The organism is Streptomyces sp. NPDC001770, assembly GCF_053596135.1.
On record NZ_JBSFFN010000010.1, the window covers coordinates 54,948 to 78,287 of the forward strand.

The 23,340-nt window shown below is 73.2% G+C and carries 20 protein-coding genes; 4 read left to right on the forward strand and 16 right to left on the reverse strand.

The features are described from left to right. Nucleotides 1–12: 12 nt before the first annotated feature. The 9 genes from ACWCSV_RS11560 to ACWCSV_RS11600 form a co-directional block, all read right to left on the reverse strand. Nucleotides 13–486, reverse strand: a complete 474-nt coding sequence (locus ACWCSV_RS11560; RefSeq protein WP_451140935.1) for a PaaI family thioesterase — start codon at nucleotides 484–486, stop codon at nucleotides 13–15. Further along, nucleotides 479–6,487 (reverse strand): type I polyketide synthase, encoded by a 6,009-nt coding sequence (locus ACWCSV_RS11565; RefSeq protein WP_451140937.1) that lies wholly within the window; start codon nucleotides 6,485–6,487, stop codon nucleotides 479–481. Before ACWCSV_RS11565 ends, ACWCSV_RS11560 begins: the two co-directional genes overlap by 8 nt. An 87-nt stretch (nucleotides 6,488–6,574) precedes the next feature. After that, the gene (locus ACWCSV_RS11570) at nucleotides 6,575–7,297 is read right to left on the reverse strand and encodes a 4'-phosphopantetheinyl transferase family protein (RefSeq protein ID WP_451140939.1); all 723 of its coding nucleotides are present in this window, start codon (nucleotides 7,295–7,297) and stop codon (nucleotides 6,575–6,577) included. Nucleotides 7,298–7,355: 58 nt separating this feature from the next. Beyond that, nucleotides 7,356–8,441 carry a branched-chain amino acid aminotransferase gene (locus ACWCSV_RS11575; RefSeq protein WP_451140941.1) on the reverse strand — a complete coding sequence of 362 codons (1,086 nt, stop codon included), beginning with the start codon at nucleotides 8,439–8,441 and terminating at the stop codon, nucleotides 7,356–7,358. 253 nt (nucleotides 8,442–8,694) lie between these two features. Next, nucleotides 8,695–10,251 carry an FAD-dependent oxidoreductase gene (locus tag ACWCSV_RS11580; RefSeq protein WP_451140943.1) on the reverse strand — a complete coding sequence of 519 codons (1,557 nt, stop codon included), beginning with the start codon at nucleotides 10,249–10,251 and terminating at the stop codon, nucleotides 8,695–8,697. 20 nt (nucleotides 10,252–10,271) lie between these two features. After that, a complete protein-coding gene (locus tag ACWCSV_RS11585; RefSeq protein WP_451140945.1) occupies nucleotides 10,272–11,024 on the reverse strand; it encodes a methyltransferase in 753 nt (250 codons plus the stop codon). 7 nt (nucleotides 11,025–11,031) lie between these two features. Then, nucleotides 11,032–12,267, reverse strand: a complete 1,236-nt coding sequence (locus ACWCSV_RS11590) for a lycopene cyclase family protein (RefSeq protein WP_451140947.1) — start codon at nucleotides 12,265–12,267, stop codon at nucleotides 11,032–11,034. Nucleotides 12,268–12,542: 275 nt separating this feature from the next. Beyond that, a complete protein-coding gene (locus ACWCSV_RS11595) occupies nucleotides 12,543–12,770 on the reverse strand; it encodes a hypothetical protein (protein ID WP_390961430.1) in 228 nt (75 codons plus the stop codon). 99 nt (nucleotides 12,771–12,869) lie between these two features. Continuing rightward, complete coding sequence (locus ACWCSV_RS11600) at nucleotides 12,870–13,508, reverse strand: sigma-70 family RNA polymerase sigma factor (protein WP_451140949.1); 639 nt, start codon at nucleotides 13,506–13,508, stop codon at nucleotides 12,870–12,872. A 218-nt stretch (nucleotides 13,509–13,726) separates the two neighbouring features. Here ACWCSV_RS11600 and ACWCSV_RS11605 point away from each other — a divergent pair, with 218 nt between their 5' ends. Then, nucleotides 13,727–14,815 (forward strand): MerR family transcriptional regulator, encoded by a 1,089-nt coding sequence (locus ACWCSV_RS11605; RefSeq protein WP_451140951.1) that lies wholly within the window; start codon nucleotides 13,727–13,729, stop codon nucleotides 14,813–14,815. Between the two features lie 136 nt (nucleotides 14,816–14,951). Continuing rightward, complete coding sequence (locus ACWCSV_RS11610; RefSeq protein ID WP_451140953.1) at nucleotides 14,952–15,398, forward strand: nitroreductase family deazaflavin-dependent oxidoreductase; 447 nt, start codon at nucleotides 14,952–14,954, stop codon at nucleotides 15,396–15,398. A 75-nt stretch (nucleotides 15,399–15,473) separates the two neighbouring features. Here the strand turns inward: ACWCSV_RS11610 and ACWCSV_RS11615 are convergent, their stop codons facing one another. From ACWCSV_RS11615 to ACWCSV_RS11625, 3 genes are all read right to left on the reverse strand, one after another. Continuing rightward, a complete protein-coding gene (locus ACWCSV_RS11615) occupies nucleotides 15,474–16,577 on the reverse strand; it encodes an acyltransferase family protein (RefSeq protein WP_451140955.1) in 1,104 nt (367 codons plus the stop codon). After that, entirely contained in the window at nucleotides 16,574–18,769 is a 2,196-nt protein-coding gene (locus tag ACWCSV_RS11620; protein WP_451140957.1) for a bifunctional polysaccharide deacetylase/glycosyltransferase family 2 protein, read from the reverse strand. The genes ACWCSV_RS11615 and ACWCSV_RS11620 overlap by 4 nt, the downstream gene beginning before the upstream one ends. A 62-nt stretch (nucleotides 18,770–18,831) precedes the next feature. Next, a complete protein-coding gene (locus tag ACWCSV_RS11625) occupies nucleotides 18,832–19,209 on the reverse strand; it encodes a hypothetical protein (protein ID WP_451140959.1) in 378 nt (125 codons plus the stop codon). 311 nt (nucleotides 19,210–19,520) lie between these two features. On the opposite strand from ACWCSV_RS11625, the gene ACWCSV_RS11630 reads away from it, so the two are divergent. Then, nucleotides 19,521–20,552, forward strand: a complete 1,032-nt coding sequence (locus tag ACWCSV_RS11630) for a chitinase (RefSeq protein WP_451140961.1) — start codon at nucleotides 19,521–19,523, stop codon at nucleotides 20,550–20,552. Between the two features lie 80 nt (nucleotides 20,553–20,632). Here ACWCSV_RS11630 and ACWCSV_RS11635 read toward each other — a convergent pair whose 3' ends face one another. After that, on the reverse strand, nucleotides 20,633–21,199 hold the full coding sequence (locus ACWCSV_RS11635) for an NADPH-dependent FMN reductase (protein ID WP_451140963.1): 567 nt from the start codon (nucleotides 21,197–21,199) through the stop codon (nucleotides 20,633–20,635). A gap of 125 nt (nucleotides 21,200–21,324) precedes the next feature. Between ACWCSV_RS11635 and ACWCSV_RS11640 the strand changes: the two genes are divergently transcribed. After that, a complete protein-coding gene (locus tag ACWCSV_RS11640) occupies nucleotides 21,325–21,966 on the forward strand; it encodes a TetR/AcrR family transcriptional regulator (protein ID WP_451140965.1) in 642 nt (213 codons plus the stop codon). 80 nt (nucleotides 21,967–22,046) lie between these two features. On the opposite strand, the gene ACWCSV_RS11645 is transcribed toward ACWCSV_RS11640, so the two are convergent. From ACWCSV_RS11645 to ACWCSV_RS11655, 3 genes are all read right to left on the reverse strand, one after another. Then, entirely contained in the window at nucleotides 22,047–22,478 is a 432-nt protein-coding gene (locus ACWCSV_RS11645) for an ATP-binding protein (RefSeq protein WP_451140967.1), read from the reverse strand. Nucleotides 22,479–22,542: 64 nt separating this feature from the next. Then, nucleotides 22,543–22,905: an STAS domain-containing protein gene (locus ACWCSV_RS11650; protein WP_451140969.1), complete on the reverse strand. Its 363-nt coding sequence runs from the start codon at nucleotides 22,903–22,905 to the stop codon at nucleotides 22,543–22,545. A 107-nt stretch (nucleotides 22,906–23,012) separates the two neighbouring features. Continuing rightward, nucleotides 23,013–23,339 (reverse strand): PRC-barrel domain containing protein, encoded by a 327-nt coding sequence (locus ACWCSV_RS11655; RefSeq protein WP_451140971.1) that lies wholly within the window; start codon nucleotides 23,337–23,339, stop codon nucleotides 23,013–23,015. Between the last annotated feature and the right edge of the window lies 1 nt (nucleotide 23,340).

Here is a 23,340-nt window from a genome sequence, read left to right on the forward strand (position 1 = left end):
CCGCTCACCGCGTCAGCCGGCCGCGCCCACCGCGCCCGCGCCCAACGCTCCCGCTGTGCCGCTCCTTCCCCGGCGACCGGGGAAGGAGAAGTGCAGCGTCGCCATGGCCACCCGGCGCGCCTGCTCGTCCTCGACCCACGCCGTGAAGACCCCGGTCCGCCTGCCGATGCGCACCGGCTCGATCCTGGCGCGCAGCGGACCGGGCTCGACGGCCTCCAGAAAGCTGATACTGCTCGAACTCAGCACCGCCGACGGCGTCCTGCCCAGGTAGGCGCTCACGGTCAGGTACGCGGACACGTCGGCGAAGGCGAAGATGGCCGGTCCGGAGACCGTGCCTCCGGGCCGGACCGACAGGCTTTCCGCGTCGGTGGTGAACAGCACCCCGTCCGGCGTCACCTCGGCGACATCGATGCCCCGCCGGTCCGGCATGAACTCCCTCAGCAGCGAGCGGACCTCTGCCGTGGTGAGAATCGGCCGGTCATCCATGGGTCCCCGCCTCCATCGTGTCGAACAGCTCCGACAGGGCCACTCCCAGCCGGGCCGCCGTGCCGTACTTGAACAGCAGCGTCGGGCTGAGCCGCAGCCCGAGCGAGGTCTCCAGCCTGTTGCGGAGCTCCAGGGACATCAGCGAGTCCAGGCCGAGGGCCTTCAGCGGAACGTCCCGGTCCAGCCGGCCGGGGTCGACGCGCAGCACTTGCGCCGCCTCACGACGCACCGCCTCCTCCAGCAGGGGGCGCCGCTGCTCGGGCGGCACCTCGCGCAGTCCGCTCTTCACCGCGGTCCGCTCGGCCGTCGCCAGCGACTGCCAGCTGGCCAGCGCGGCGGCCGCGGGGTACGTCTCCAGCCACCGGCGCGCGTCGAGCGCGACATGGGCGACCACCGCCTCGTCGCTCTCGATGAACGACCGGAGGGCCCGCCAGCAGGCGTCGACGGGGAGGCTGCCCATACCGCGGTCGGCGAGACGGTCACCGCGACCGGCCGCGCGGGCCGCGAGACCCACGCCGGACACCGGACCCCACTGCACGCTCAGACCGGGCAGGCCCGCAGCCCGGCGCTCGGCGGCCAGCGCGTCCAGACCGCTGTTGGCCGCGGCGTAGGCCGCCTGGCCGGCAGTACCGACGAAGGCGGCGGCCGACGAGAAGAGCACGAAGAGGTCCAGCCCGTCGGTGGCCGTGAGCTCGTGGAGTACCCGGGCGCCGTCGGTCTTCGGGCGCAGCACCCGTTCGATCCGCGCGGCGTCGAGACTGCCCAGGGTGGCGTCGTCGAGGATGCCCGCGGCGTGGAAGACACCGCGCAGCGGAGGCAGGGTGTCCCGGATCTCGTCCAGCACCGCACCCATGCGCTCCCGGTCCGCCACGTCGGCGGACCACACGCCGACGCGGACGCCACGGGCGCGCAGGGCGTCGATCCGGTCCGGGTCACCGGGTGCGGACCGGCCCAGCAGCGCGAGCGCGCCCGCCCCGTTCTCCGCCAGGTACTCCGCCAGGGAGAGGCCGAGCGAGCCGAGGCCGCCGGTGATCAGATAGCTTCCCCGGGCCCGGAAGCGGCCGTCCGGCAGCGGCTTCGGCACCACGGTGGAGCACTCGGCGGGAGCGGTGAGCACGACCTTGCCTATGTGCTCGCCCCGCGACATGGTCCGGAAGGCCGTCTCCGCGTCGGCGAAGCCCCACTCCCGGACCTCGGGCGGCGTCAGCACACCGCTCTCCACCCGGTCCCACACGGCCCGCAGCACACGGGCGAACCGCTCGGGGCGCCGGCGCAGCATGCCGGCGATGTCCACGGCGGTGAACGAGAGCGACTTGGCGAAGGCACCCAGACCGACGGAGGTGTCCGCGTAGATGTCTCGCTTGCCGACCTCCACGAACCTGCCGTCCTCCGCCAGGACTTCCAGCCCGACCGCGATGGCGGCCCCCGCCAGCGAGTTGAGGACGACGTCCACGCCCCGGCCGCCGGTAGCGCCACGCACCCCCGCGGCCCAGTCGAGCCCGCGGGAGTCGAAGACGTGCTCGACGCCCAGTCCACGCAGGTGGGCGCGCTTCTCCTCGGTCCCCGCCGTGGCGATCACGGTGGCTCCGGCCGACCGGGCGACCTGCAGGGCGGCGAGGCCGAGTCCGCCGGTGGCCGAGTGGATCAGCACGGTCTCCCCGGCCTCGATCCGCGCCACGTCGATCAGCGCGTGCCAGGCCGTCACCATCACCATCGGCAGAGCCGCCGCCCGCGCGGGGCTCAGCCGCGGGGGCAGCGGCACCACGTGCCGTGCGTCCACCAGGGCGTGGGTGGCCAGCGAACCGAAGCCGCCCGCGACGACCCGGTCACCGACCAGGACCCCCGTCACCCCCGGTCCCACCGCCGTCACGGTGCCCGCGCAGTCGAGCCCCAGCAGTTCGCGGTCGGCGGACTCGTCCGGGTAGACGCCCATCGCCTTCATCACGTCGATGAAGTTGACCGACGCCGCCTCCACCGCGATCTCCACCTGTCCCGCGGCCGGCGCCGACCGGTCCAGGGGCCGGCGCTGGAGCGAATCGAGGCTTCCCGGCCTGGCCACCTCCAGACGGAACGCCTGGGCGCCCGTACCGGTGCGCCAGGGCGCGGGGGTTCCCGGCAGGCCGCCCTGCGAGCGCCGTCCGACCAGCCGCTCGCCCTTGCGCAGGCGTACCCTGTCCTCGGTCGCCGCCAACTCCTCCGCCAGCTCGTCCGCCGAGTCCGCCGACAGCTGGTCCACCTCGATCAACCGGGCGCCCAACTGCGGGTATTCGGCCTGCACGACGGCGAGGAAGCCGGGGTAGAGACCGGCTCCGGGACCACCCTCGCGCACCACGGCGGCCAACCGGGCCGACGGGTTCTCCTCGAGGCACCTCTGGATCAGAGCGGTCAGCTCGACGAGGCCCGCCCGCCCGTCCTCCGGGGCGACGAACACCACGGTGTCCGCCTCGGCCAGGGCGTCGAGACCCACCGCGTCGGGCAGCAGATCCGTCCGCCGGCAGGCGACCGTCCTGGCCGGTGCGTCCTTCTCCTCGCGCTCGCACGGTTCGAAGACCATCCGGTAGACGTCGGCGGCGATGTCGTCCTGCCCGGATTCGACCGGCAGTTCGGCGAGCACCAGTCCGTCGACGCGGCCGACCGGAGCACGGTCCGCGTCGAACACGTCGAGGTCGAAGCCGTCCGCCCGACGGCGCGCGTACACCCACAAGCGGCTCGCGCCGGTGGCGGCGACCAGCGCCGAGCCGATCGCCACCGGGACCGACGGCCCGTCACCCGCCGCCAGGGCCGCCTGGAGGACACCGTCCCACAGCACCGGGTGCAACGCCGCCACGAGATCTCCGGAGCGGCTTCCGGCCGGCAGTTCCAGCTCGACCAGCGCCTCGCCGTCTCCGGCGTACGCCCGCGTCACCGTCCGGAAGGCCGGTCCGTAGCCCAGACCCCGCAGGGCGCAGCCCCGGTAGAACGCGTCGGCGTCCTGCGCCTCCACGGCGAGCAGGTGCTCCGGAAAGGCCCGGAACTCCGCCGGGGCCCCCCAGGAAGCCAGGGCCCGGCAGTGCCGGGTCCACCCCGTCTCGTGGGCGGACGCCACCGTCAGTACGCCCGCGTCGCCGGCTCCGCGCCGCCAGGTGACGGCGAGCCCGGCCGGCTCGTCACCCAGCACCAGCGCCGAGGGCAGCTCGACGTCCCGCAGCAGGACCGGTCCGTCCGCGGTGCCGGCCAGCGCGTGCTGGAGCAGCGCCAGACAGCCGCCGGCCGGGAAGAGGACCAGGTCGTGCACGCGGTGATCGGCCAGCCAGGGGTGTGCCTCCACGGCGAGCGGGACGGTCCCCTCCCACACCCCGTGAGCCGTCGACGGGGTCAGCGACAGAGCCAGCCGCCCGTTCGCCGCGCCACGGCCCCGGGCGGGCTTCACCCAGTGCCGCACGCTCTGGAACGGGTACGGCGGTGCGCCCTCCGACGGACGGCTCGCCGGTCGCGGCCCGCGGGCGTCCAGCCCCGAGACGTACGCCTCGCCGAAGGCACGGAGCAGGTCCCGGTGTTCGCCCTCGTCGCGGCGCAGGGTGCCGAGCACGACCGGCGGCTCGGCGCGGACCCCGCCGATCTGCCGCAGCGCCGTCCCGAGTCCGGGGTGGGGGCTGACCTCGACGAAATGCGTCACCCCGCGGTCGAGCAGCTGCTCCACCGCCTCGGCGAGCCGGACCCGGCTCCGCAGGTTCCTCGCCCAGTACCCGGCGTCCACCTCGGTGCCGTCGAGGCCGGCGAGATCCACGGTCGACATCATCGGCAGGTGCCCGCGGCGGGGGCGTACCGGTGCCAGGGCCGTCTGGATCACCTCCGTGAGGGAGTCGATCTGCGGACTGTGCGATCCGTAGTCGACGTCCACCAGGCGGCAGAACACCTCGTCGGCCTCAAGGATCTCCTTGAGCAGCAGGACGGAGTCCGCGTCCCCGGACAGCACACAGGAACGGGGGCCGTTGTGCACGGCCAGTTCGACCAGGCCCTCGAAGCCCTCCAGCGCGGCCAGGGCTTCGGCGGCGCTCAGGTCCACCGCCAGCATCCGGCCCTGCCCGGCGACCCGCCGCAGCAGTTCACTGCGCCTGCTGACGACGAGTGCGCCGTCCTCCAGGGAGAGGGCCCCGGCCACCGTGGCCGCGGCGATCTCGCCCTGGCTGTGGCCCAGTACGAGGTCGGGCCGCACCCCGGTGTCGGTCCACGCGGCGGCGAGCGAGACCGACATGGCCCACAGCGCGGGCTGTATCCGGTCCACCGCCGCCGAGGCTTCGGCACCGGTCACCAGGGCGCGTACGTCCCAGTCGACGTGCCGGGCGAGCGCCTCGGCGCACCGGTCCATGGCGCGGGTGAACGCGGTGTTGTGCCCGTAGAGGCCCGCGCCCATCCCGGCCCACTGGGCGCCCTGTCCCGGGAAGACGAACGCGACCTTGCCGACCTCCCGCGCCCGGCCCGCGGCGGCCTCGAACAGCTCGGGGCCGATCAGGGCGCGCCGCTCGGTGAAGTGGTCGCGGTGCCATGCCAGCGTCCCGGCCAGCTCCCGGGCGGACACGCCCGCGTCGATCCGCTCGCGCACGTCCTCGGCCCGTCGGACCAGCGCGGACTCGGTGTGGGCGCTGAGCGGCAGCAGGAACGGCTCGGACGCCGGGGCGGATCCGGAGGACGGGATCTGCTCGGATGACCGGACCGGCTCGGACGACGAGGCCGGTTCGGCTCGTGCCGCCGGCGGCGGGCCGGTCAGGACCGCGTGGGCGTTGGTGCCGCCCCAGCCGAAGGAGTTGACCCCGATGTGACTGTCCGGGGCGAGGGGCAGGGGCTTCCTGGCGACGGCGAGGTTCAGTCCCTCGAAGTCGATGGCCGGGTTCAGCTCCTCGGAGTGCAGGCTGGCGGGTACGACACCGTGCTCCAGCGCCAGCACCGACTTGATCACCCCGGCCAGGCCCGCGGCCGGTTCGAGGTGGCCGATGTTGGTCTTGACCGATCCGATGTGCAGGGGGCCGGCCTCACGGGCCCTGCCCAGCACCTCGCCCAGCGCGGACGCCTCGGCCGTGTCGCCCCGCACCGTGCCGGTGCCGTGCGCCTCGACGTACGCGAGCTTGTCGAGGGGCACCGCTCCGGAACCGTACGCCCGGCGCAGGAGATCGCGCTGAGCCGCCGGATTCGGCGTCACCAGACTGTCCCCGCCGCCGTCGTTGTTCACCGCGCTGGCGACGATCACGGCACGCACCCGGTCGCCGTCGCGCAGCGCCCTGTCCAGCCTCTTCAGATACACCGCGGCCACGCCCTCGCCACGGACGAAGCCGTCCGCCCCCGCACCGAAGGCGTGGCAGCGCCCGGTCGGCGACAGCCCACCGAAGTGAGTGAGTCCGATGGTCACTTCCGGCGTCAGCATCAGATTGGACCCGCCGACGAACGCCGCGTCGACCTCTCCGTGCCGGAGCGCCTGGCACGCCTGGTGCAGGGCCACCAGCGAGGACGAACAACTGCTCTCGACGGTGAGGCTGGGCCCGGTCAGGCCGAGCACGTAGGACACCCGGGAGGAGAGGATGTCGAGCGAGTTGCCGACGATGCTGTGCTGGGTCGCACCCGCGCCGGCATCCTTGCGGAGCAGCTCGTAGTCGTGCCAGAGGCCGCCCATGTAGACCCCGGTGCGCGATCCGCGCAGCCCGGAGGCCGGCTCGCCCGCGTCCTCCAGGGCACGCCACACCGTCTCGAGCATCAGCCGCTGCTGCGGGTCGAGCACCTCGGCCTCACGCGGCGAGATCCCGAAGAACTCGGCGTCGAAGAGGTCCACCCCGTCGAGGAATCCGCCGACGCCCTGGATCTCCCGGGTCGGATCGACCACGTCCGCCGGGTCCCAGCGGTCGGCCGGCACCTGCCCCACCGCGTCGCGGCCGTTGATCAGCAGTTCCCAGAACCTGTGCAGATCCGGAGCCTGCGGGAACCTGCCGGCCATGCCGACGATCGCGACGGGATCAGTACGGATGTCGTCCAATGTCCCTCCCAGGAAGGCGAATCGCCACCGGGGTCCTATCCTGAGGTGCTCACGCGATCTTGTCGAGGCATGAGCGGGCAGTTGCGTTCACGGGTTGGGGAACTCGGAAAGTTTCACGGCGACCGCCGCCGCACAGCCCGATGGTGACGCGATGTCATGGAGTAGCCAGCCGAAGGGGGAGACCGGCCTGTCACCGGCTCCGACGTGGTCCGACGACGCCTCGCGGCCGAATCCGGTGCCCAGTCCCTTGAGATAGGCCTCCTTGCGCGCCCACACCCGGGCGAAGGCCGCCGGGCGGGTGGCCGCGTCGTGAGCGGCCAGCTCGCGCTGTTCCAGCGGGGTCAGCAGATCCGCCGTCCGGTCGGCCGTCCTGAGGCCGGGCACCTTCTGGACGTCCACGCCCACCGGCGCGGCGGCGAAGGCCAGCAGTACCTCTCCGCCGCTGTGGCTCAGCGAGAAATGCACCGGGTCCCCCGGCACCGCGGGTCTGCCGTGCGGCCCGTCGCAGCACGGACAGCTGTGCCGGACGAACCGGACGTCCTCCGGCTCCATGGACAAGTACCCGCCCAGCAGGAGGCGAAGGGCCGTGTGGGCCGCGAGGTATTCCCGCCGCCGCGTCCCCTTCATGCCTGATGCCCGGGCCAGCTCCGCCCCGTCCAGCACGCTTTCGTCGATCACGCCGTCATCGGCGCTCAGGGACCAGAGATGAGGCCCTTCCGCGGCCGACGGGCGCCCGAGAGCCCCGGGCACCCGTCCCGTGAACGTCTCGGCGGTGCGGACGCCCTGCGCGGCCGAGGTCAACGATGCCATCTCCTTCGTTCCCCGGGGAGCCGGTCCGGGCTTCTCGGCCGCCACCAGGTACGGGTGCTCAGAGCACGCGCCGCATCCAGCCGTGCTTGTCCTCGGCGCGACCGTACTGGATGTCCAGGACGTGGTCGCGCAGCGCCATGGTGTGCTTGCCGGGAGTGCCGTCCCCGACGGTGAACTCGTAACCCTCGCCCTTGAATCCGATCATCGGTGTGATCACCGCGGCCGTGCCGGCCGCGAACACCTCGGTGATGCTGCCGTCCGCGGCCCCCGACCTCAGCTCGCCCAGGCTGACCGACCGCTCCTCGGGGGTCAGTCCGAAGTCGGCTGCCAGGCTCAGGACGGTGTCCCGGGTGACGCCCTCCAGGATGGTGCCGAGAGCGGGGGTGACGAGGCGGCCGTCCGCGGTGATCAGGCACACGTTCATGGTGCCGGACTCCTCCAGGTTGTCCTCACCCGCGCTGTCCAGGTACATGACCTGGTCGCAGCCGTGCTCCTGCGCCTCGATCTGCGCGGCCAGGCTCGCCGCGTAGTTGCCGCCGCACTTGGCCGTTCCCGTACCGCCCTTGGCCGCGCGGGTGTACTCGCTGCTGATCCACAGCGTGACGCCGGTGACGCCCGAGGGGAAGTACGGGCCGGCGGGGCTGGCGATGACCGAGTAGGTCACCTGGGCGGCGGGCCGCACACCCAGGAACGCCTCCGAGGCGAACATGAACGGCCGGAGGTAGAGGCTCTCTTCACCGGTGGCCGTCGGAACCCAGGACTCGTCCGCGCGCACCAGCTCCGCGACGCTGGTGAGGAAGTCCTCCTCGGGCAGCTGGGGCAGCGCCAGCCGCGCGGCGGAGCGGGCGAAACGCCGCGCGTTGGCGTCCGGGCGGAACAGCCAGACGCTGCCGTCGGCGTGACGGTAGGCCTTCATGCCCTCGAAGATCTCCTGCGCGTAGTGCAGCACCGCCGCACTGGGGTGCAGGGAGAACGGCACCAGCGGGCCGATCTTGTGGTCCTGCCAACCACTCGCCGGCGTCCACACCGCCGAGGCCATGTGATCGGTGAAGAAACGGCCGAATCCCGGTGCGGCGAGGATGTTCGCGCGCTCGGCCTCAGGAGTGGGATTCGTCGTCCGGGAGAGAGGAAAGTCGGTAGTCATTGCCGAATCCTAACGACAAAGTGGTTTGTCCCCAGAGGGAGATGGCGGTGGGTCCAGGAAGTGGTGCACGAATCCCACGATCCGGGAGGGTTCGTCCCGGAAGCGATTTCGAAGACCCGCATTGCGCGTCCATGAACGGATTGCTACCGGCCCGATCCAGCCGAAAGTCCTGAGGGTCGTACCCGGGCGGCGTCCGGTCATTCCCGCCGGGCGCGGGCCGCCCGGCGGGAATGACCGGACTGCCGACCCCGGCCTACACCGTTCCCAGCCGAGCGAGTTGCCGCAGCGGGGCCGACCGCCCGGCGCGCGGCACCGTCCACAGGGTCTGGCCCCGCACCCCCCAGTCGGCCAGCAGGGCGTTCGCGGCCATGAATCCGCTGGTGGCGGCCCGCTCCATCAGGGCGACCGGCAGTTCGGTACGGACCAGGTCGCCGGCGACCACCACGGCCGGGTCGGGTGTGCGTACGGCGGGACGGTCGCGGTAGCCGCCCACCGGGAAGTGCGGGCAGTCCGCCCGCCACTCGTGCCGGGAGTCCACCACCCGGACACCCGAGGTCTCCGGGTAGATCCGGTGCAACTGGCGTACCACCTCGGCCTGTACGGCCGACCGGTCCGCGTCGGGCGCCACCGCGTAGGCATGCAGCTCCACCACCGAACCGCCGGTGCGGCGGGACCAGCGCAGGGCCTCGCCCTCCCAGCGCTCCAGGACGCTCACGTTGTCCAGCGGGCCGTACCCGCTGGTGCCGAGGAAGCCCGGGCGGTCCGCCGCCACGGGCCGCTCCAGCCAGAGCCGCGACACCAGGAACGGCGGCGCGGTACGCAGCCTCGCCAGCCGGCCGCGCCACCGGCCGTCGCCGAGCCCGGGGGAGGCCGCGACCAGCCGTCGCAGCCCGCCGGAGTCGAGCGCCAGCACCACCGCGTCCCGGTGGGCCGTACGGCCGTCAGCCGTGACGTCGAGCCCGCCGTCGGCGGAGGGGGTCACGCTCTCCACCGCCGACCCGGTCCGCACCCGCACCCCGTGCTTCTCCAGGTACCCGTGGAGCGGATCCCAGAGGGCCTGCGGGAACGGTTCGGCCGGTACGTCGAAGAGCAGCCCCTCGCTGGAGCCGAGGAAGTAGATGTGGAACATCAGCACGAGCTCGGCGGCGGAGAGGTCGCCCGGATCGGCGAAGAAGCTCCGGGAGAACACCTCGAAGGCCAGGTGGTGCGCGGCCTCGGGGAAGCGGACCCGGGCCAGGAAGTCGCGGGCGCTGACCCCGTCCAGCCGCTCGTACACCTGCGGTACGCGCACGTCGAGCAGCGGCAGCGCGGCGCGCGGGTTCATCCGCAGCAGATCGCGCGCCCCGAAGGAGGGGCTGAGGGCGACGAACCCCATCGCACTGAGCGGCGGGGTGCGCGGTACCCGCGCGAAGCTGTCGTACATCCCGCCACTGTGCCGCAGCGGATAGTCCGGCACGGCCGTGAGCGACTCCAGCCCGGGATCGACCCGGCGGAGCAGCCCGCGCAGGTTGTAGTACTGGCGGAAGAAGGCGTGGAAGCCCCGGCTCATGGTGACCGAGGAGCCGTCCGCCAGCTCCGTGGACCACCCCGCGAGCCGCCCGCCGAGCGTCGCCTCCCGTTCGTGGAGCGTGACCCGCGCGCCGCGCTCGGCCAGCAGGGTGGCCGCCGCGAGCCCCGCGATGCCGCCACCGATCACCGCCACCGACGGGGCCCCGCCGTCGAACCGCGCGCGGCCCTCCGGGGCCCGGAGCACCTCGGCCCGCCGGTCACGGCCGTGCCGCCGGGCGTCCTGCGCACGGTGGCCGTCCAAGGCCTTGGCTCCCGGCCGCCTCACCCGGCGTCCTGGGACCGGCGCGGCGCCCGGGCGACGAAGGTGTGGGTGATTCCGGTCTGCCAGCCGGGCAGCGGCAGCACCCGCACCTCCTCGAATCCGGCGAGGCCGATCCGCTCGGCGAAGGCCGGTGCCGTGTCGAAGGCGAGCACGCTGTGCCACAGATGGCGGTAGAGCTCCCCGTCCCCCGTGGCCCGGCCCAGCGGCATCACCACCGAGCGGCAGACCGCACTCCACAGCGCCCGGTGCGTCCGGCCCTCCGACAGGGCGTACTCGTGCACCACCAAACGCCCTCCCGGGGATAGGAGTTCACGGGTCGCGAGGAGCGTGGCGTCCGGATCGGTGACGTTGCGGAAGAGATAGGCGGCGAACACGGCGTCGAAACGGCCGCCGACCGCGCCGCCGTCCCGTCCCGCCCCCGCACCCGACGCCAGCGCCTCCGCCGGGGAGTGCACGAACCTGACGTGGGCGGGCCACTCCTTCGCGGCGGCCTGCGCGAGCATGCCCGCCGACGCGTCGACGGCCACGATCTCCGCGTACGGAGCGGCGGCCAGCAGGGCCGCGGTGGAGGCGCCCGTACCGCATCCCAGGTCGAGCACCCGGAGCCCCGCCCCGCCGTGCGGCAGCCCGAGCCTGCGGGCCGAGCGGCGCAGATGGGCGTGGTAGCCGGGATTGGCCGCCACCAGACGGTCGTAGGCGAGGGAGGCGTGGTCGAACGCGGAGGACAGCTCGGCGTCGTGCAGCAGGGTCATGGCGTGGTCATTCCTCATCGGGCAGGTGGGGGAGGGCGGAGGCGGGGGCAGGGTGTGCGGGGGAGAACCGGCGGGCGCGGAAGGGGAGTTCGGCGACGGTCCGGAGCATCGGGACGACGGGGGTACGGAGCCCGACGAGCAACTCCTCGCGCAGCGGGGCCGATCCGTCCAGGAAGCGGAGCAGCCGCGCGGGGGGAACGGAGCGGAAGAGGCCGGTGAAGAAGGCGGCGCCGTCCACTCGCCCGGTGTCCAGGGCACGCAGCATGACCGCGTCCATGGCGAGGGACCGGGCGCGGTAGGGGGACGGTGTCCGCGGTGGCTCCCCCGCCCGCAGCGACGCCGCCAACGACCGGGTCTGACGCTGCACGGCGCTGAAGGTGTAGCCGGTGGAGGGCCGGGTGGCGCCGCCCGCCGTACCGACCCGGAACACCGACCGCCCGGCGCGCGGCGGGAAACGCCCGTCCGTCATGGGGATCACGCCGTGCTCGGTCGCGGAGACGCGGTAGGGCGACGCGCCGAGGACCTGGCGGAGATGCTGGTCCAACGCCCGTGCGTACGCGCCGGGTTCGAGAGGGGCGCGGGAGAACTCCGTGTACTCCACCAGGGCCGAGCGCGCGTCCAGCGGGAGCACGTAGGCGAAGGACAGACCGTGGCGCGGCTGCGGGGTCCGGAAGTCCATGAGATCGGCGGTGTCCGGCTCGAACACCGGACGCCCGGTGTGCACGAACCAGCCGGTGAAATGCTGGAGGAGTGTGGTCCTGGCGGCCGGCAGACGGCCGGGCGGGCGCGAGTCGAAGACGTACCGCCCGGTCACGACGGTACGGCGGCCCCGGGCGTCCTCGCCGACCACCTCACCGCCACCCCCGGCCGCGTCGCGCACCGCCCGTACGGTCAGGTCCACGCGCCCGAAGTCCCCGGCCGAGTCCAGCCTCCGGTCGACCAGCCCGGTGAAGGCGTCGGACCGGAGCATCTTGTAGCGGAGCGGGGAAGCCGCCGCCACCGTGGCCGAGCCGTCGGCGGCGCGCACCCGGAGCCGCTGCCACGACGCGGACACCGCCGCGTCGAACTCGCCGCCCGGCGGCTCCCAGAAGCACCAGGTGCGGGGCGGCGGCCGGAGCGGCCCGGGCGGGGCGTCGACCAGGAGGACGGAGAGCGGCACCCGCGCGCCCGGTGCGCACAGGCGGTACGCGAGCGACAGGCCGGCCGCTCCAGCGCCCACGATGACCACGTCGGCGTACGGCAAGGGGGACGCTCTTCTCCTCCGGCAGGGGCGGACGGGCGGGTGTTCTCGGGCCGTCCGCGGACGGGCGGACGGGCGGCGGCAGGACGCGCCGGTCACGGCGGTACGGGCCGTCGTCCGCGGCCGAGCCGGTGCTGCCGCCGATACTTCCGCAGCCGGAGGCCCCCCGGACGCATCCGACGCGCCGGTGTCGCGCGTCGGATGCGCCCGGGCGCGGCGGGACCGCGGAACGCCGCCCCGCCCGGCCCGCCCGCGGAACGCCGTCCCTTTCCGCCCCGTCAGCCACCGATCTCGGCGGTGATCGCCTCCCACACCCCCTGCGGCGGCGGGAGGGGAAGATCGGCCGCGGTCACCGCGCGGGCGGCGGCCACCACGGCACCGAGCGCCTCGAACTCGGCGCGGCAGTCCGCGCACCGGCGAAGGTGCTCCACCGCGGGGCCGTCGCGTGCGGACCGGTGGCCGAGAGCCAACTCCGTCAGGTCGTCCTCGTGGACGTGGTGCGCCATGTGCACCTCCCTCGGACCTGTTTCGCCCCGGGACCGCCGTCCGGACGCACCGGCGGCCGTTCCGGACGGCGGGCGCGACGCCGGGCGGGTGGCGCCCTGTCAGCGCAGCTCGGGGGCGGCGGCCGTGAGCGACCGGCGCATCCGCACCAGGCCCCGGCGGGCGTGGCTCTTGACGGTTCCCAGCGGCAGGCCCGTCCGTTCGGCGATCTGCACCTGGGTGAGGTCGTCGAAGAAGGCCATGCAGAGGATGTGCCGCTGCACCGCGGGGAGTTTGCACAACTCCTGGACGACCAGAACCCGGTCGAGCACCGTGGTCTCCGGCCCGGCCCCCTCGGTGCCGCGCACCTGTTCCCGGGCGGCGGACGCGGCGGCAAGCTCGCCGCGCCGGGTGCGCGCGGCCAGGGCGTCGGCGACCTTGCGCCGGGTGATGCCGACCAGCCACCCGGGCAGCGGCCCGCGCTCCGGGCGGTACCCCGCACGCCCCCGCCACGCCGCCAGGAACACCTGCTGGGTGACGTCCTCGGCCTCGCGGGAATCGCCGAGGGAGCGCGCGGCCAGCGTGTGGACCAGGGTGCCCCATCGCTGGAAGACCCCGGCGAAGGACTCCGCGTCACCTCTGAGGAGCCCATCCGCCAGTTCTGCTGCGGCGCGGTCCTCGTCCTCGCTACGCTCCTGCGCGGGCGTGCGGGCCGGAGCCCGTGGCGCGCGATGCCCCACCGGTACGTCGATTGCGGTCATCGGAGTCCCTCCTCGTCGGGAACCAGGGAGCCCAGGACCGGGGAAGCCCGAGCCCGGGAAGCCCCGAGCCCGGGCGGCAGAGGGCCGCGAAGGCCACACCGCCACCCGGTCCGGAACGCCAACGGCCCGCCGGAGCCGTGGTGTTCCGTTGGTGTCAGACAACCCAACTCCTTGCCGGTGCGGCAACATGCGTCGTTTCTGCGTCGTATCGTGGGTGCATGGACGCATCGATTCGCGGGCGCGCGGAAACGACGGACCCCGGGAGCACGGACGTACTGGACCCCGGGAGCACGGACGCGCCGGACCCCGGGAGCGCGGACGAATCCGGTGCCGGCGCCCCCCGCCCGGCCGGGTACGACGGAGGGCTGACCACCGGAGCCGTCGCGCGGCTGCTGGGTGTCGCCCCCACCACCCTCCGTTCCTGGGAGCGCCGCTACGGCATCGGGCCGGCCGAACGCGAAGGCGGCCGGCACCGGCGCTGGACCTCCGGTGACGTCGAACTCCTCATGCGCATGTGCGACTTCACCAGCTCCGGGCTGCCGCCGGCCGAGGCCGCCCGGGCCGCGCTCGCAGCCGCGCCCGGTGCCGCCGCGGGCGCGCCCGCGGGAGCCGGCCCGCCCCGGCCCGCGCCCGCCCGCCCGTCCACGGCCCCCGGCGCCCTCCCGGTCGGCCGCGGGCGCACGGAGGCCCGGGGACTCGCGCGGGCGGCCGTCCGTCTGGACGCACGCGCGGTGGAGGAACTGCTCGCCCGCGCCCTGGACCGGCACGGGCTCGTGGCCGCCTGGGACGAGGTCATCATGCCGACCCTGAACGCCGTGGGCCGCAGATGGGAGAGCTCCGGCGAGCGGTACGTCGAGGTGGAGCACCTGCTCTCCTGGCACGTCTCCACCGCGCTCCGGCGCGCCGCCGCTGGCCCGCCGCCCGCGCGCGGCACCGCCGTCACACTGCTCGCCTGCGCACCGGACGAGAACCACACGCTGCCGTTGGAGGCCCTCACCGCCGGACTGATGCAACGCGGCCTGCCGGTAAGGATGTTCGGGGCGGCCCTGCCGATCGATGCCCTCGAGGAGGCCGCCCGGCGCACCGGTCCGGTCGGCATCGTCCTCTGGTCGCAGGGCCGTTCGACGGCGAGCCGGCCGCTGGCCCAGCGGATCGCCTCCATCGAATGGGGGGTACGCGGCGCCCGCACCGCCCCGACCGTGCTGCTCGCCGGCCCCGGCTGGGCGGGTCACCAGCCGGACGGCGTGCTGCGCCCCACCAGTCTGGCCGAGGCGCTCGCCCTGCTGTCGGCGCTCGCCTCCCGCTGAACCGGGCACGGCCTGCGGCGCGCCGCGCCGGACACCGGCCCCCGGGCGGCGGCCGGGGCGCCGGCGCTGCATGATGGACGCGGCCGTGCACGGTGAAGGTTCGGCGCGGCCGCACCGAACGACGACGGGACACACCATGCCGCTCAAGGGCGAGTACGAGCCCAGCCCCACCCAGTGGGTGCGTGACCAGGTCGAGTTGTACGAGAGTTCCGGCGGGACACAGGGCACCACGATGCGCGACATGCCGGTCGTCGTGCTCACCACCAAGGGCGCCCGCAGCGGGAAGATCCGCAAGTCCGCGCTGATGCGCGTCGAGCACGACGGCAGCTACGCGGTGGTCGCCTCGCTCGGCGGGGCTCCGAAGCACCCGGTCTGGTACCACAACGTCACCGCCGACCCCCGGGTCGAGCTCCAGGACGGGCCGGTCCGGCAGGACATGGTCGCCCGTGAGGTGACGGGGGACGAGAAGGCCCTGTGGTGGGAGCGCGCGGTCGAGGCGTTCCCCGACTACGCCGACTACCAGAAGAAGACGGACCGGGTGATCCCCGTCTTCGTCCTGGAGCCCGCGCCGACCCCGCACTGATCCGCGCGACCGCCTCGTACGGAAGGGGCCGCGCTTTTACGTGGAGCGGCCGCCTCTCACGAGGCGGCACCGCTCTCACGGCAGCAGCCTCGGCGACCGCCTGGCCGCCACGTCCTCCACCCAGCCGAACACGGCGACGGCGACGGCGATCAGCGGCCAGGCGACCGCGAACTGCAACCACGTGCTGCCCAGCGGCAGATGCTCCTCCAACGACGGAACCTGCCACATGAGGTCGATCACCACCACGCTCAGCATCAGTGCGACCTCGTGCCACAGATAGATCGTCACCGCGCGGGAGTTGAAGACACGTACCACTCGCCCGAGGAACCGGCCGCGCCCGGACGAGGCCGAGGTGCCGGGCCGCAGCCGCAGCAGCAGCGTGACCGCTCCGCCGGACCAGAGCGTCTGGGCGAGCGGTATGTCGTCCAAGTCGTAGCTCCCGTCGGCCCGGTGGGCCAGAGCCCACCACGCGCCCGCCGCCATCAGCCCCGCCGCCACCGCGACGACCCGTCCCGGCCGGACCCGGTCCAGGGTGCCGTCGCGGTGTGCGAAGCCCAGCAGCCAGCAGAAGAGGAAGACCGACAGATCGCTGATCCCGCTCCCCAGGCGGCCGTCCGGTATCTGCCATACCTTTCCCAGCAGTACCGCCGGGACGAGCGAAAGCCCCAGGACAGGCAGGGGCCACCGGGAGAACGGGCGCAGCAGTACGGGGGAGAGCAGTACGAGCCACAGATAGGTCCGCAGGTACCAGAGGACCGCCCACCCCTGCTCGCCCCAGGCGCTGCCCGGCGGATCGCCCACCGGCAGCACCCAGTACAACGCGTCCGGGCCCGGCACCCACCCGTGCAGCACCATCGCCGCGCCGAACAGCAGCCCGAACACCCAGAGCGGTACCAGGAGTCGGCGCATCCTGCCGCGGATCACCGACCACGCCGGCCGCTCCAGCGAGCGCGCCATCAGCGAACCCGCGAGCGCGAACATCACGCCCATGGACGGGAACACGAACCCCAGCCAGGGCCACCCGAAGGTGTGGTAGACGACCACGCGGACCAGTGCCAGGGCGCGCAGGGCGTCGAAGTACGGGTCGCGGCCCCCGGTCCGCGCCGCCCTCCCCTTGTGGGCCCGCGTGCCCGGCGCGGGTCGGGTCGGTGTGGCCGTCCTGCGGTGCGCGCCGGTCATCGGTACGTCTCCGTGGGTGCGCCCGGGACGGCCACCGCACCGGTGCGTTTCAGCTTCTGCCAGCGCAGCCGGCCGCCGGTGAGCGCGGTCAGGGCGGAGTGGATCAGAACCAGGTACATCATCTGCCGGTAGGCGAGTTGCTGGAGCGGCAGCATCAGCAGGTAGCGGTACTTCTCCCGGTCCAGCCGGAACGCGTAGGCCGCGCAGACCAGTTGGACGCCGAGTACGGCCAGCCACGCCAGCAGTGAGCCCTTGAAGTCGACGAAGAGCATCGCGTAGAGCGTGAACACGTCGATGAGCGGGGCGAGGAGCGGGGTGAGGATCTGGAAGAGCACCACCAGCGGCATCCCGATCCGGCCGAACCGGCCGGAGGATCCCCGGTCGGCGACCGAGCGGCGGTGCTTCCAGAGAGCCTGCATGGTGCCGTAGCTCCAGCGATAGCGCTGGCGCCACAACTGGCCGAAGGAGGAAGGTGCTTCGGTCCACGCCCGGGCGTGCTCGGCGTAGACGACCCGCCATCCCGCCCGGTGCAGGGCGATCGTGATGTCCGTGTCCTCGGCGAGCGTGTCCTCGCTCATCCCGCCGGCCTGGAGCACAGCCTCACGGCGGAACGCCCCGATCGCGCCGGGGATGGTGGGCATGCAGCCGAGCAGGTCGTACATGCGCCGGTCGAGGTTGAAGCCCATGACGTACTCGATGTGCTGCCACGCCCCGATCAGGGTGGAGCGGTTGCCGACCTTGGCATTGCCGGCCACCGCTCCGATCCCGGGGTCGGCGAACGGCTGGACCAGCCGCGCCACGGTGTCGGGTTCGAAGACGGTGTCGCCGTCCATCATCACCACCAGGTCGTGACGGGCCTCGCGGACACCGTTGTTGAGCGCCGCGGACTTGCCCGCGTTCTTTTGGCGGACCACCCTGACCTGCGGCAGGCCGAGCGACTCGGCCGTCTCCGCCGTCCCGTCCGTCGATCCGTCGTCGACCACGACGATCTCGATCGGATGGGTGCTCGCCGCCAGTGAGGTGAGCGTGCCCGCGATGCACTCCTTCTCGTTGTACGCGGGCACGACGACACTCACCGGGCGGACCACCTCGGGCCCCCAGGAGAACCGCCGCCGGTTTCGCCGCCGGTAGTGGCGCCCGGCGAGGAAGAACATGAGCCCGAACCTGCCGAGGACGGCGACACCGGCCACCGCGAGAAGCGTCGCCAGCGCCGGTACGGTCCACTCCGCCACGGCGACGGCCACGAGCAGCCCGCGGCCCTCCCAGACGGAGGCCGCGTCCGCGGTGTGGTGCGCCGCCTGTGCCGGATCGGACGCGCCGGCGGAGCCGCCGGACGGTGTGGGCGCCGCCGCGCCCGAGGCCTGCGCGGCCTGTTGCCGGGCACCGCTGACCGTGGTGAAGGTGTATCCGGCGGCCTTCATCTTCTTGATGTACGCGGGCAGCGCCCTCAGAGTCTGCGAGCGGTCGCCGCCGGCGTCGTGGAAGAGGACCGAGGCGCCCTTGCCGCTCGCGGGGGTGGCGCCCCGCACGATCGCGTCGACGCCCGGCGTCTTCCAGTCCTCGCTGTCGGTGTCGACGAAGACGCTGGTGTACCCCAGCGCCCCCAGCTTCTCGTACACCGGCCAGCTGTAGTCGTCGACGGCGTCCGGGGTGGAGGAGTAGGGGGCGCGGAACAGATTGGTGGTGATGCCCGCGGCCCCGGCCAGCGCGAGCTGCGTCTGGGCGATCTCGCGCTTCACCCGTCCCGCGCTCTGGTAGGAGAGGTCGACGTGCGTGAAGGTGTGGATGCCCACCTCGTTCCCGTCCGCGACGATTTTCCGCACCACGCCCGGATGGCGCGCGATCATGGAACCGACCAGGAAGAACGTGCCGGGCACGTCGTTGGCGTCGAGGACGTCGAGCACCTGCTCGGTCCACTCGGGGTCGGGCCCGTCGTCGAAGGTCAGGACGATCGTCCTGTCCGGTACGGACTCCGAGCGGGCCTTGCCGTCCCGGAAGCTCAGGAAGGGGCCGCCGTCCAGCACGCTCCGCGGCACCTCGTCCGAGGCGGCGCCCGAGCGCACCCGCTGGTCACCGCCGACCTCGGAGCGCAGATAGCCGTCCAGCAGCAGGGTGCTCACCAGCCCGATCAGCAGCAGGAGCGCCAGCACCGCGCGCGGGCGGGGTACGGCCTGCCGGCGGACGCGTTCCATCCGGCCCGGCGTCGCGTGCCGCGCACCCCGGCCCGGCCCGCGGCGGCGCCGTGTCGTGGCGCTCACCGGGCGTCCGAGGCGTCACCGGTGGGTTGTGCGGCCGCGCCGGTGGGCGGCGCAGCCCCGCCGGTGGGGCGCGATGAACCGTCCGGGGGCGCGATGCCGCCCGGGGCGGCCTCTGCCGGCTGCCCCGAGCCGAAGGGCAGCAGCTGCGAGGGCGACAGGGAGAGGCCGCCCATGAAGGCGAGCCCGAGCACCGCCGCGTAACCGACGACGGCGAGCCCGAGCACGGCGCCGGCCCGGCGCAGCAGCCGGGCCCGGCGCCCCGAGGCATCGACGAACACGGGCCCCTCGCCGTGCTCCGGCCGTGCGGGACCGGCGTGCCTGCGGCGCCGGCCGTGCGGCGTCGGGGGTTTCTGGGAAGCGGTGTCGGCATGCATGAGCGCATGGTGGCGGGCGGCGATGTGCGCACCGTGGCAGAACCCTGGGTGCGCCCTGTGGAAGGGCCCCCAAGCTGTCGGACCGCTGAGAGCCGGGCCCCGCGGACGACGCCGTACGGTCGGTCGACTCGCGCTGTCCGTGCGGTCTTTGGTGTGAAACATGACCGATGCCGGATGCCGGATGTGAGATGCGCCGGTTCGGCGGAGCTCCGGACCGTGAGAGGTTTGCGGTGAATGCCGCCCCTTTTCCGCCCCGTCCCGCGGCACTTCGGACTTCGGACTTCCGACTTCGGACGAGAGAGCAGGTGCCCATGCGTGGAACACCATCCGTGCGCGGAGCGTCGAAACGCTTCGGCCCGGCGCTCGCCGGACTGGCCGCCCTCGCGCTGGCCTGCGGCGGATGCGCCACCGGTACGGTCGCCGACCAGAGCGGCAACGCGCCCGCACCGCCCAGCGGTTCGGCGGACACCGCCGAGGGGCCCGCGTACACCCCGTACGTCAGCGCGACCACGGCCTCGGACACCGACCGGGCGGGTTCCCCCGACACGTACAACCTGGCCTTCGTCGTCGCGGACGGCGGCTGTACCCCGAGCTGGGGCGGCAGCGCGGCGGCCGACGACGCGGCGGTGGCCGCACGGGTCGCCGCGCTCACCGCCTCCGGGGCGGACGTGCGGGTCTCCTTCGGCGGTGCCGCCGGTACGGAGCTGGCGCGCGCCTGCGACAGCGCGCAGGACCTCGCGGACGCGTACGCGAAGGTGCTGGACGCGGTCGGCGCGGACAAGGCGGACTTCGACATCGAGGGGGCCGCGCTCACCGACCGGGAGTCCGTGGTGCGCCGCGACCGGGCGGTCCGGCTGCTCCAGAAAACCCGGGACCTGGACGTCACGTACACGCTTCCGGTGATGCCGGACGGCCTGGAGGCGAGCGGGCTGGCGCTGCTGGACGACGCGGTCACCGAGGGCGTCGCGCTCTCCGCGGTCGACGTCATGGCGATGAACTACAGCACGTCCGACGACGGGGACATGGGGGAGTACGCGGAGCAGGCGGCCCGCGCCGCGCACACCCAGCTCGCGCAGGTGCTGGGCCTCGGCTCCGGGCAGGCGTGGAACGCCCTGCACCTCACCGTGATGGCCGGGGTCAACGACGTGGCGGGGGAGACCTTCACCCTGGCCGACGCGGTCTCGCTGCGGACCTTCGCCGAGAAACGCGGAGTGGGCGCGCTCTCACTGTGGGCCACCTTCCGTGACCGGGCCTGCGCCGGAGGCGGCACGACCACGGCGGACGACTCCTGCAGCGGCGTCGCGCAGGAGGACGGGGCGTTCGGCGCGGCCCTGGGGCACTGACCGTTCCCGTCCGGGCCTGACGACACGAGGCGCCGCCCCCGTCGGAGCGGGAACGGCGCCTCACGGGCGTATCAGTGCGCTCAGACGGCCTGCGGCGCGGCGGTGGCCGCCTTCGCCAGCTCGGCCAGGACGGCGCTGAGCTGCTGCGCGACCTCTTCGTCGTCCGCCGGGTGGGTCTCGGCGAAACGGACGACCGAGCCGGGTACGGAGAGCTTGACCTCTTCCAGCACGGAACCACCGGCGATGCCGACGGCCTTGCGGGCGTCGTCCTGGGCCCACACGCCACCGAACTGGCCGTAGGCGGTGCCGACGACCGCGACCGGCTTGCCGGTGAAGGAGCCGGCGCCGAACGGGCGGGAGTACCAGTCGATCGCGTTCTTCAGGACGGCCGGGATGGTGCCGTTGTACTCGGGGGAGAAGAGGAGGAACGCGTCCGCGCTGTTGGCGGTCTCGCGAAGCTTCGCGGCGACGGCCGGAAGCTTGCCCTCGACGTCGATGTCCTCGTTGTAGAAGGGCAGGTCGGCGATCTCGTCCTGGATCACGACCTCCACGCCCTCGGGGGCGAGCTTCACGGCGGCCTCGGCCAGCTGACGGTTGTGGGAACCGGAGCGGAGGCTTCCGACGAGAGCGACGATGCGAGTGGACATGGGGGACTCCTGTGAAAAGCGCCGGGCTCGGCGGCGGAAAGTTAACCGGACCGTGGTCCGGTAATGGGTATAGCACGCCAAGCGGACCGGGGTCCACTTCGTGTGGAGGGCGTTACGCTGGTGCGATGACCGCGCAGATCGGATCCGAAGAGGCTTCCTCCGCCCGCCCCGTCACGCTGCTGCCCCTGGCCGGTCATGAGCCCCAGGAGCGCGCCGACGCCGCCCGCAACCGTATCCGCCTGCTGGAAGCCGCATCCCGGCTGGTCCGGGAGGTGGGGGCCGAGCACGTCACGATGGAAGCCGTCGCCGCCGCGGCCTGCGTCGGCAAGGGCACCGTCTTCCGGCGCTTCGGCGACCGGGTCGGCCTGATGAACGCACTCATCGACCACGCCGAGAAGGAATTCCAGAACGCGGTCATCTGCGGACCGCCGCCGCTGGGCCCCGGCGCGCCCCCGCTGGAGCGGCTGGAAGCCTTCGGCGTCCACACCATCCGCCACATGATGAAGTACGTCGATCTGTACGTGGAGGCGGACAACTGCCCGACCCGCCGCTACAGCGCGCCCGCCCGCACGGTGCGCGCCTGCCACGTCACGGACCTGCTCCGGCGGACCGGCGTGACGGGCGACGTGGAGATGCTGACCCAGGTGCTGCTCGCCTACCTGGACCCCTCGTTCCTCAACCACCACCGCAACGGCCGATGTTTCTCGGCCGAACGCGTCGAGGACGGCTGGAAGGACCTGGTGGCCCGGGTCACACACCGCTGCTGAACCGCCGGAGGCCGTCGGCGCGCGGTGGACGGGAGGCCGGAACGGCGAGGCCGTGAGACGTCGCTCCGGAACGGGCCGCCTCAGAACAGGGTGATGAGCACGCTGATCCGCTTGCCGCGCGCCTGCCGGGTGATGGTGACCCGCTTCGAGAGGCGCCGCACCAGCGGCCAGCCGTAGCCCCCGACCCGCACGGTGTCGGGAACCTGAACCACCGTCCGCGGCTCCGCGGGACTGGCGTCCGCCACGTCCAGCAGCAGCCCCTCACCGCTGAGCCGGGCACTGAACCCGGTGAGCCCGCCCCCGTGGCGGATGGCGTTCGTGACGAGCTCCGACGTCACCAGCAGCGCGTCCGAGATGACCACGTCGTCCGGGTCCATGCCCCCCAGCGTGCAGAACTGCTCGTCCAGCAACTCGCGCACGATGGCGCGCGCGGCGGCGGCATCGCCGGGCAGGGCGAGCCCCGTACCGACGGGTCCGCCCTCGTCGCGGCCCACCGGATGTTCCCTGCTCACGTGCTCCTCCGCCCCCTGGAACACAGCCCCGCCGTGGTGACGGGCCGTGCGTGTCGTGCCGGCTTCAGCATGTGGCCGCCTCTTCCACGCTCGTGGCCATGGTGAAGGCGCCAGCCGTGCCGGTGACGTCGAACAAGCGACGTACGGCGGTGCGGAATGGGCCTGCGAGCACCAGTTCCACGCCGGCGCGTTCATGACGTGCGCGTGCGTCGAGCAGGGTGTGCAGTACCGCGGAGTCCGCGAATTCCGTCTCCGACAGATCCACCACAGTACGTTCTTTCCCCTCGCGCAACGCCACCCCGAGAGCCTCGGCCAGCTCCGGCGCTCCGGAATTCTCGTCGGCGTCGCCCCGTACCCGGACAAGTGTGAACCCGTCCGCCCGGACCAGGAACGCCGTCCCCCTGGCCGGTCTCTTCCGTCCGGTCATTTCACTGATGATGCTTCACCCCGGAGTCGTACGAAAGAGCGGACGAGGAATGCCGTGCCGGGCCGGTGACGGTCGCCCGTACGCGGCCCGGACGGATGAGCCCGGCGTCATGGCGTCAGGATTCCGGCGTAATAGGCGCCGAGGCGCGTCAAATAGGCCGGGTCATTGGTTTCCTGATCGCGGGCGAACCGAGGAGCACCCTTCACCTGCTCCTTCGTGCAGAGCAGAGTGATCACCCGGTGTTCGGCATCCACCCGCGCGACCATACCCATGGGAATGGCAGTGCTGCGACCGAATTTCCACAGACCTGTGTCGACGACCAGGTGGTCGAATTCGGGTACGAGAGAACGCCGGTCCACCGTTCCCAGGGTGTCGTCGGAGGCCTCCACCGAGAATTCGGTCGGATCCGTCCCGGCCAGGTCATCGATCGCCACG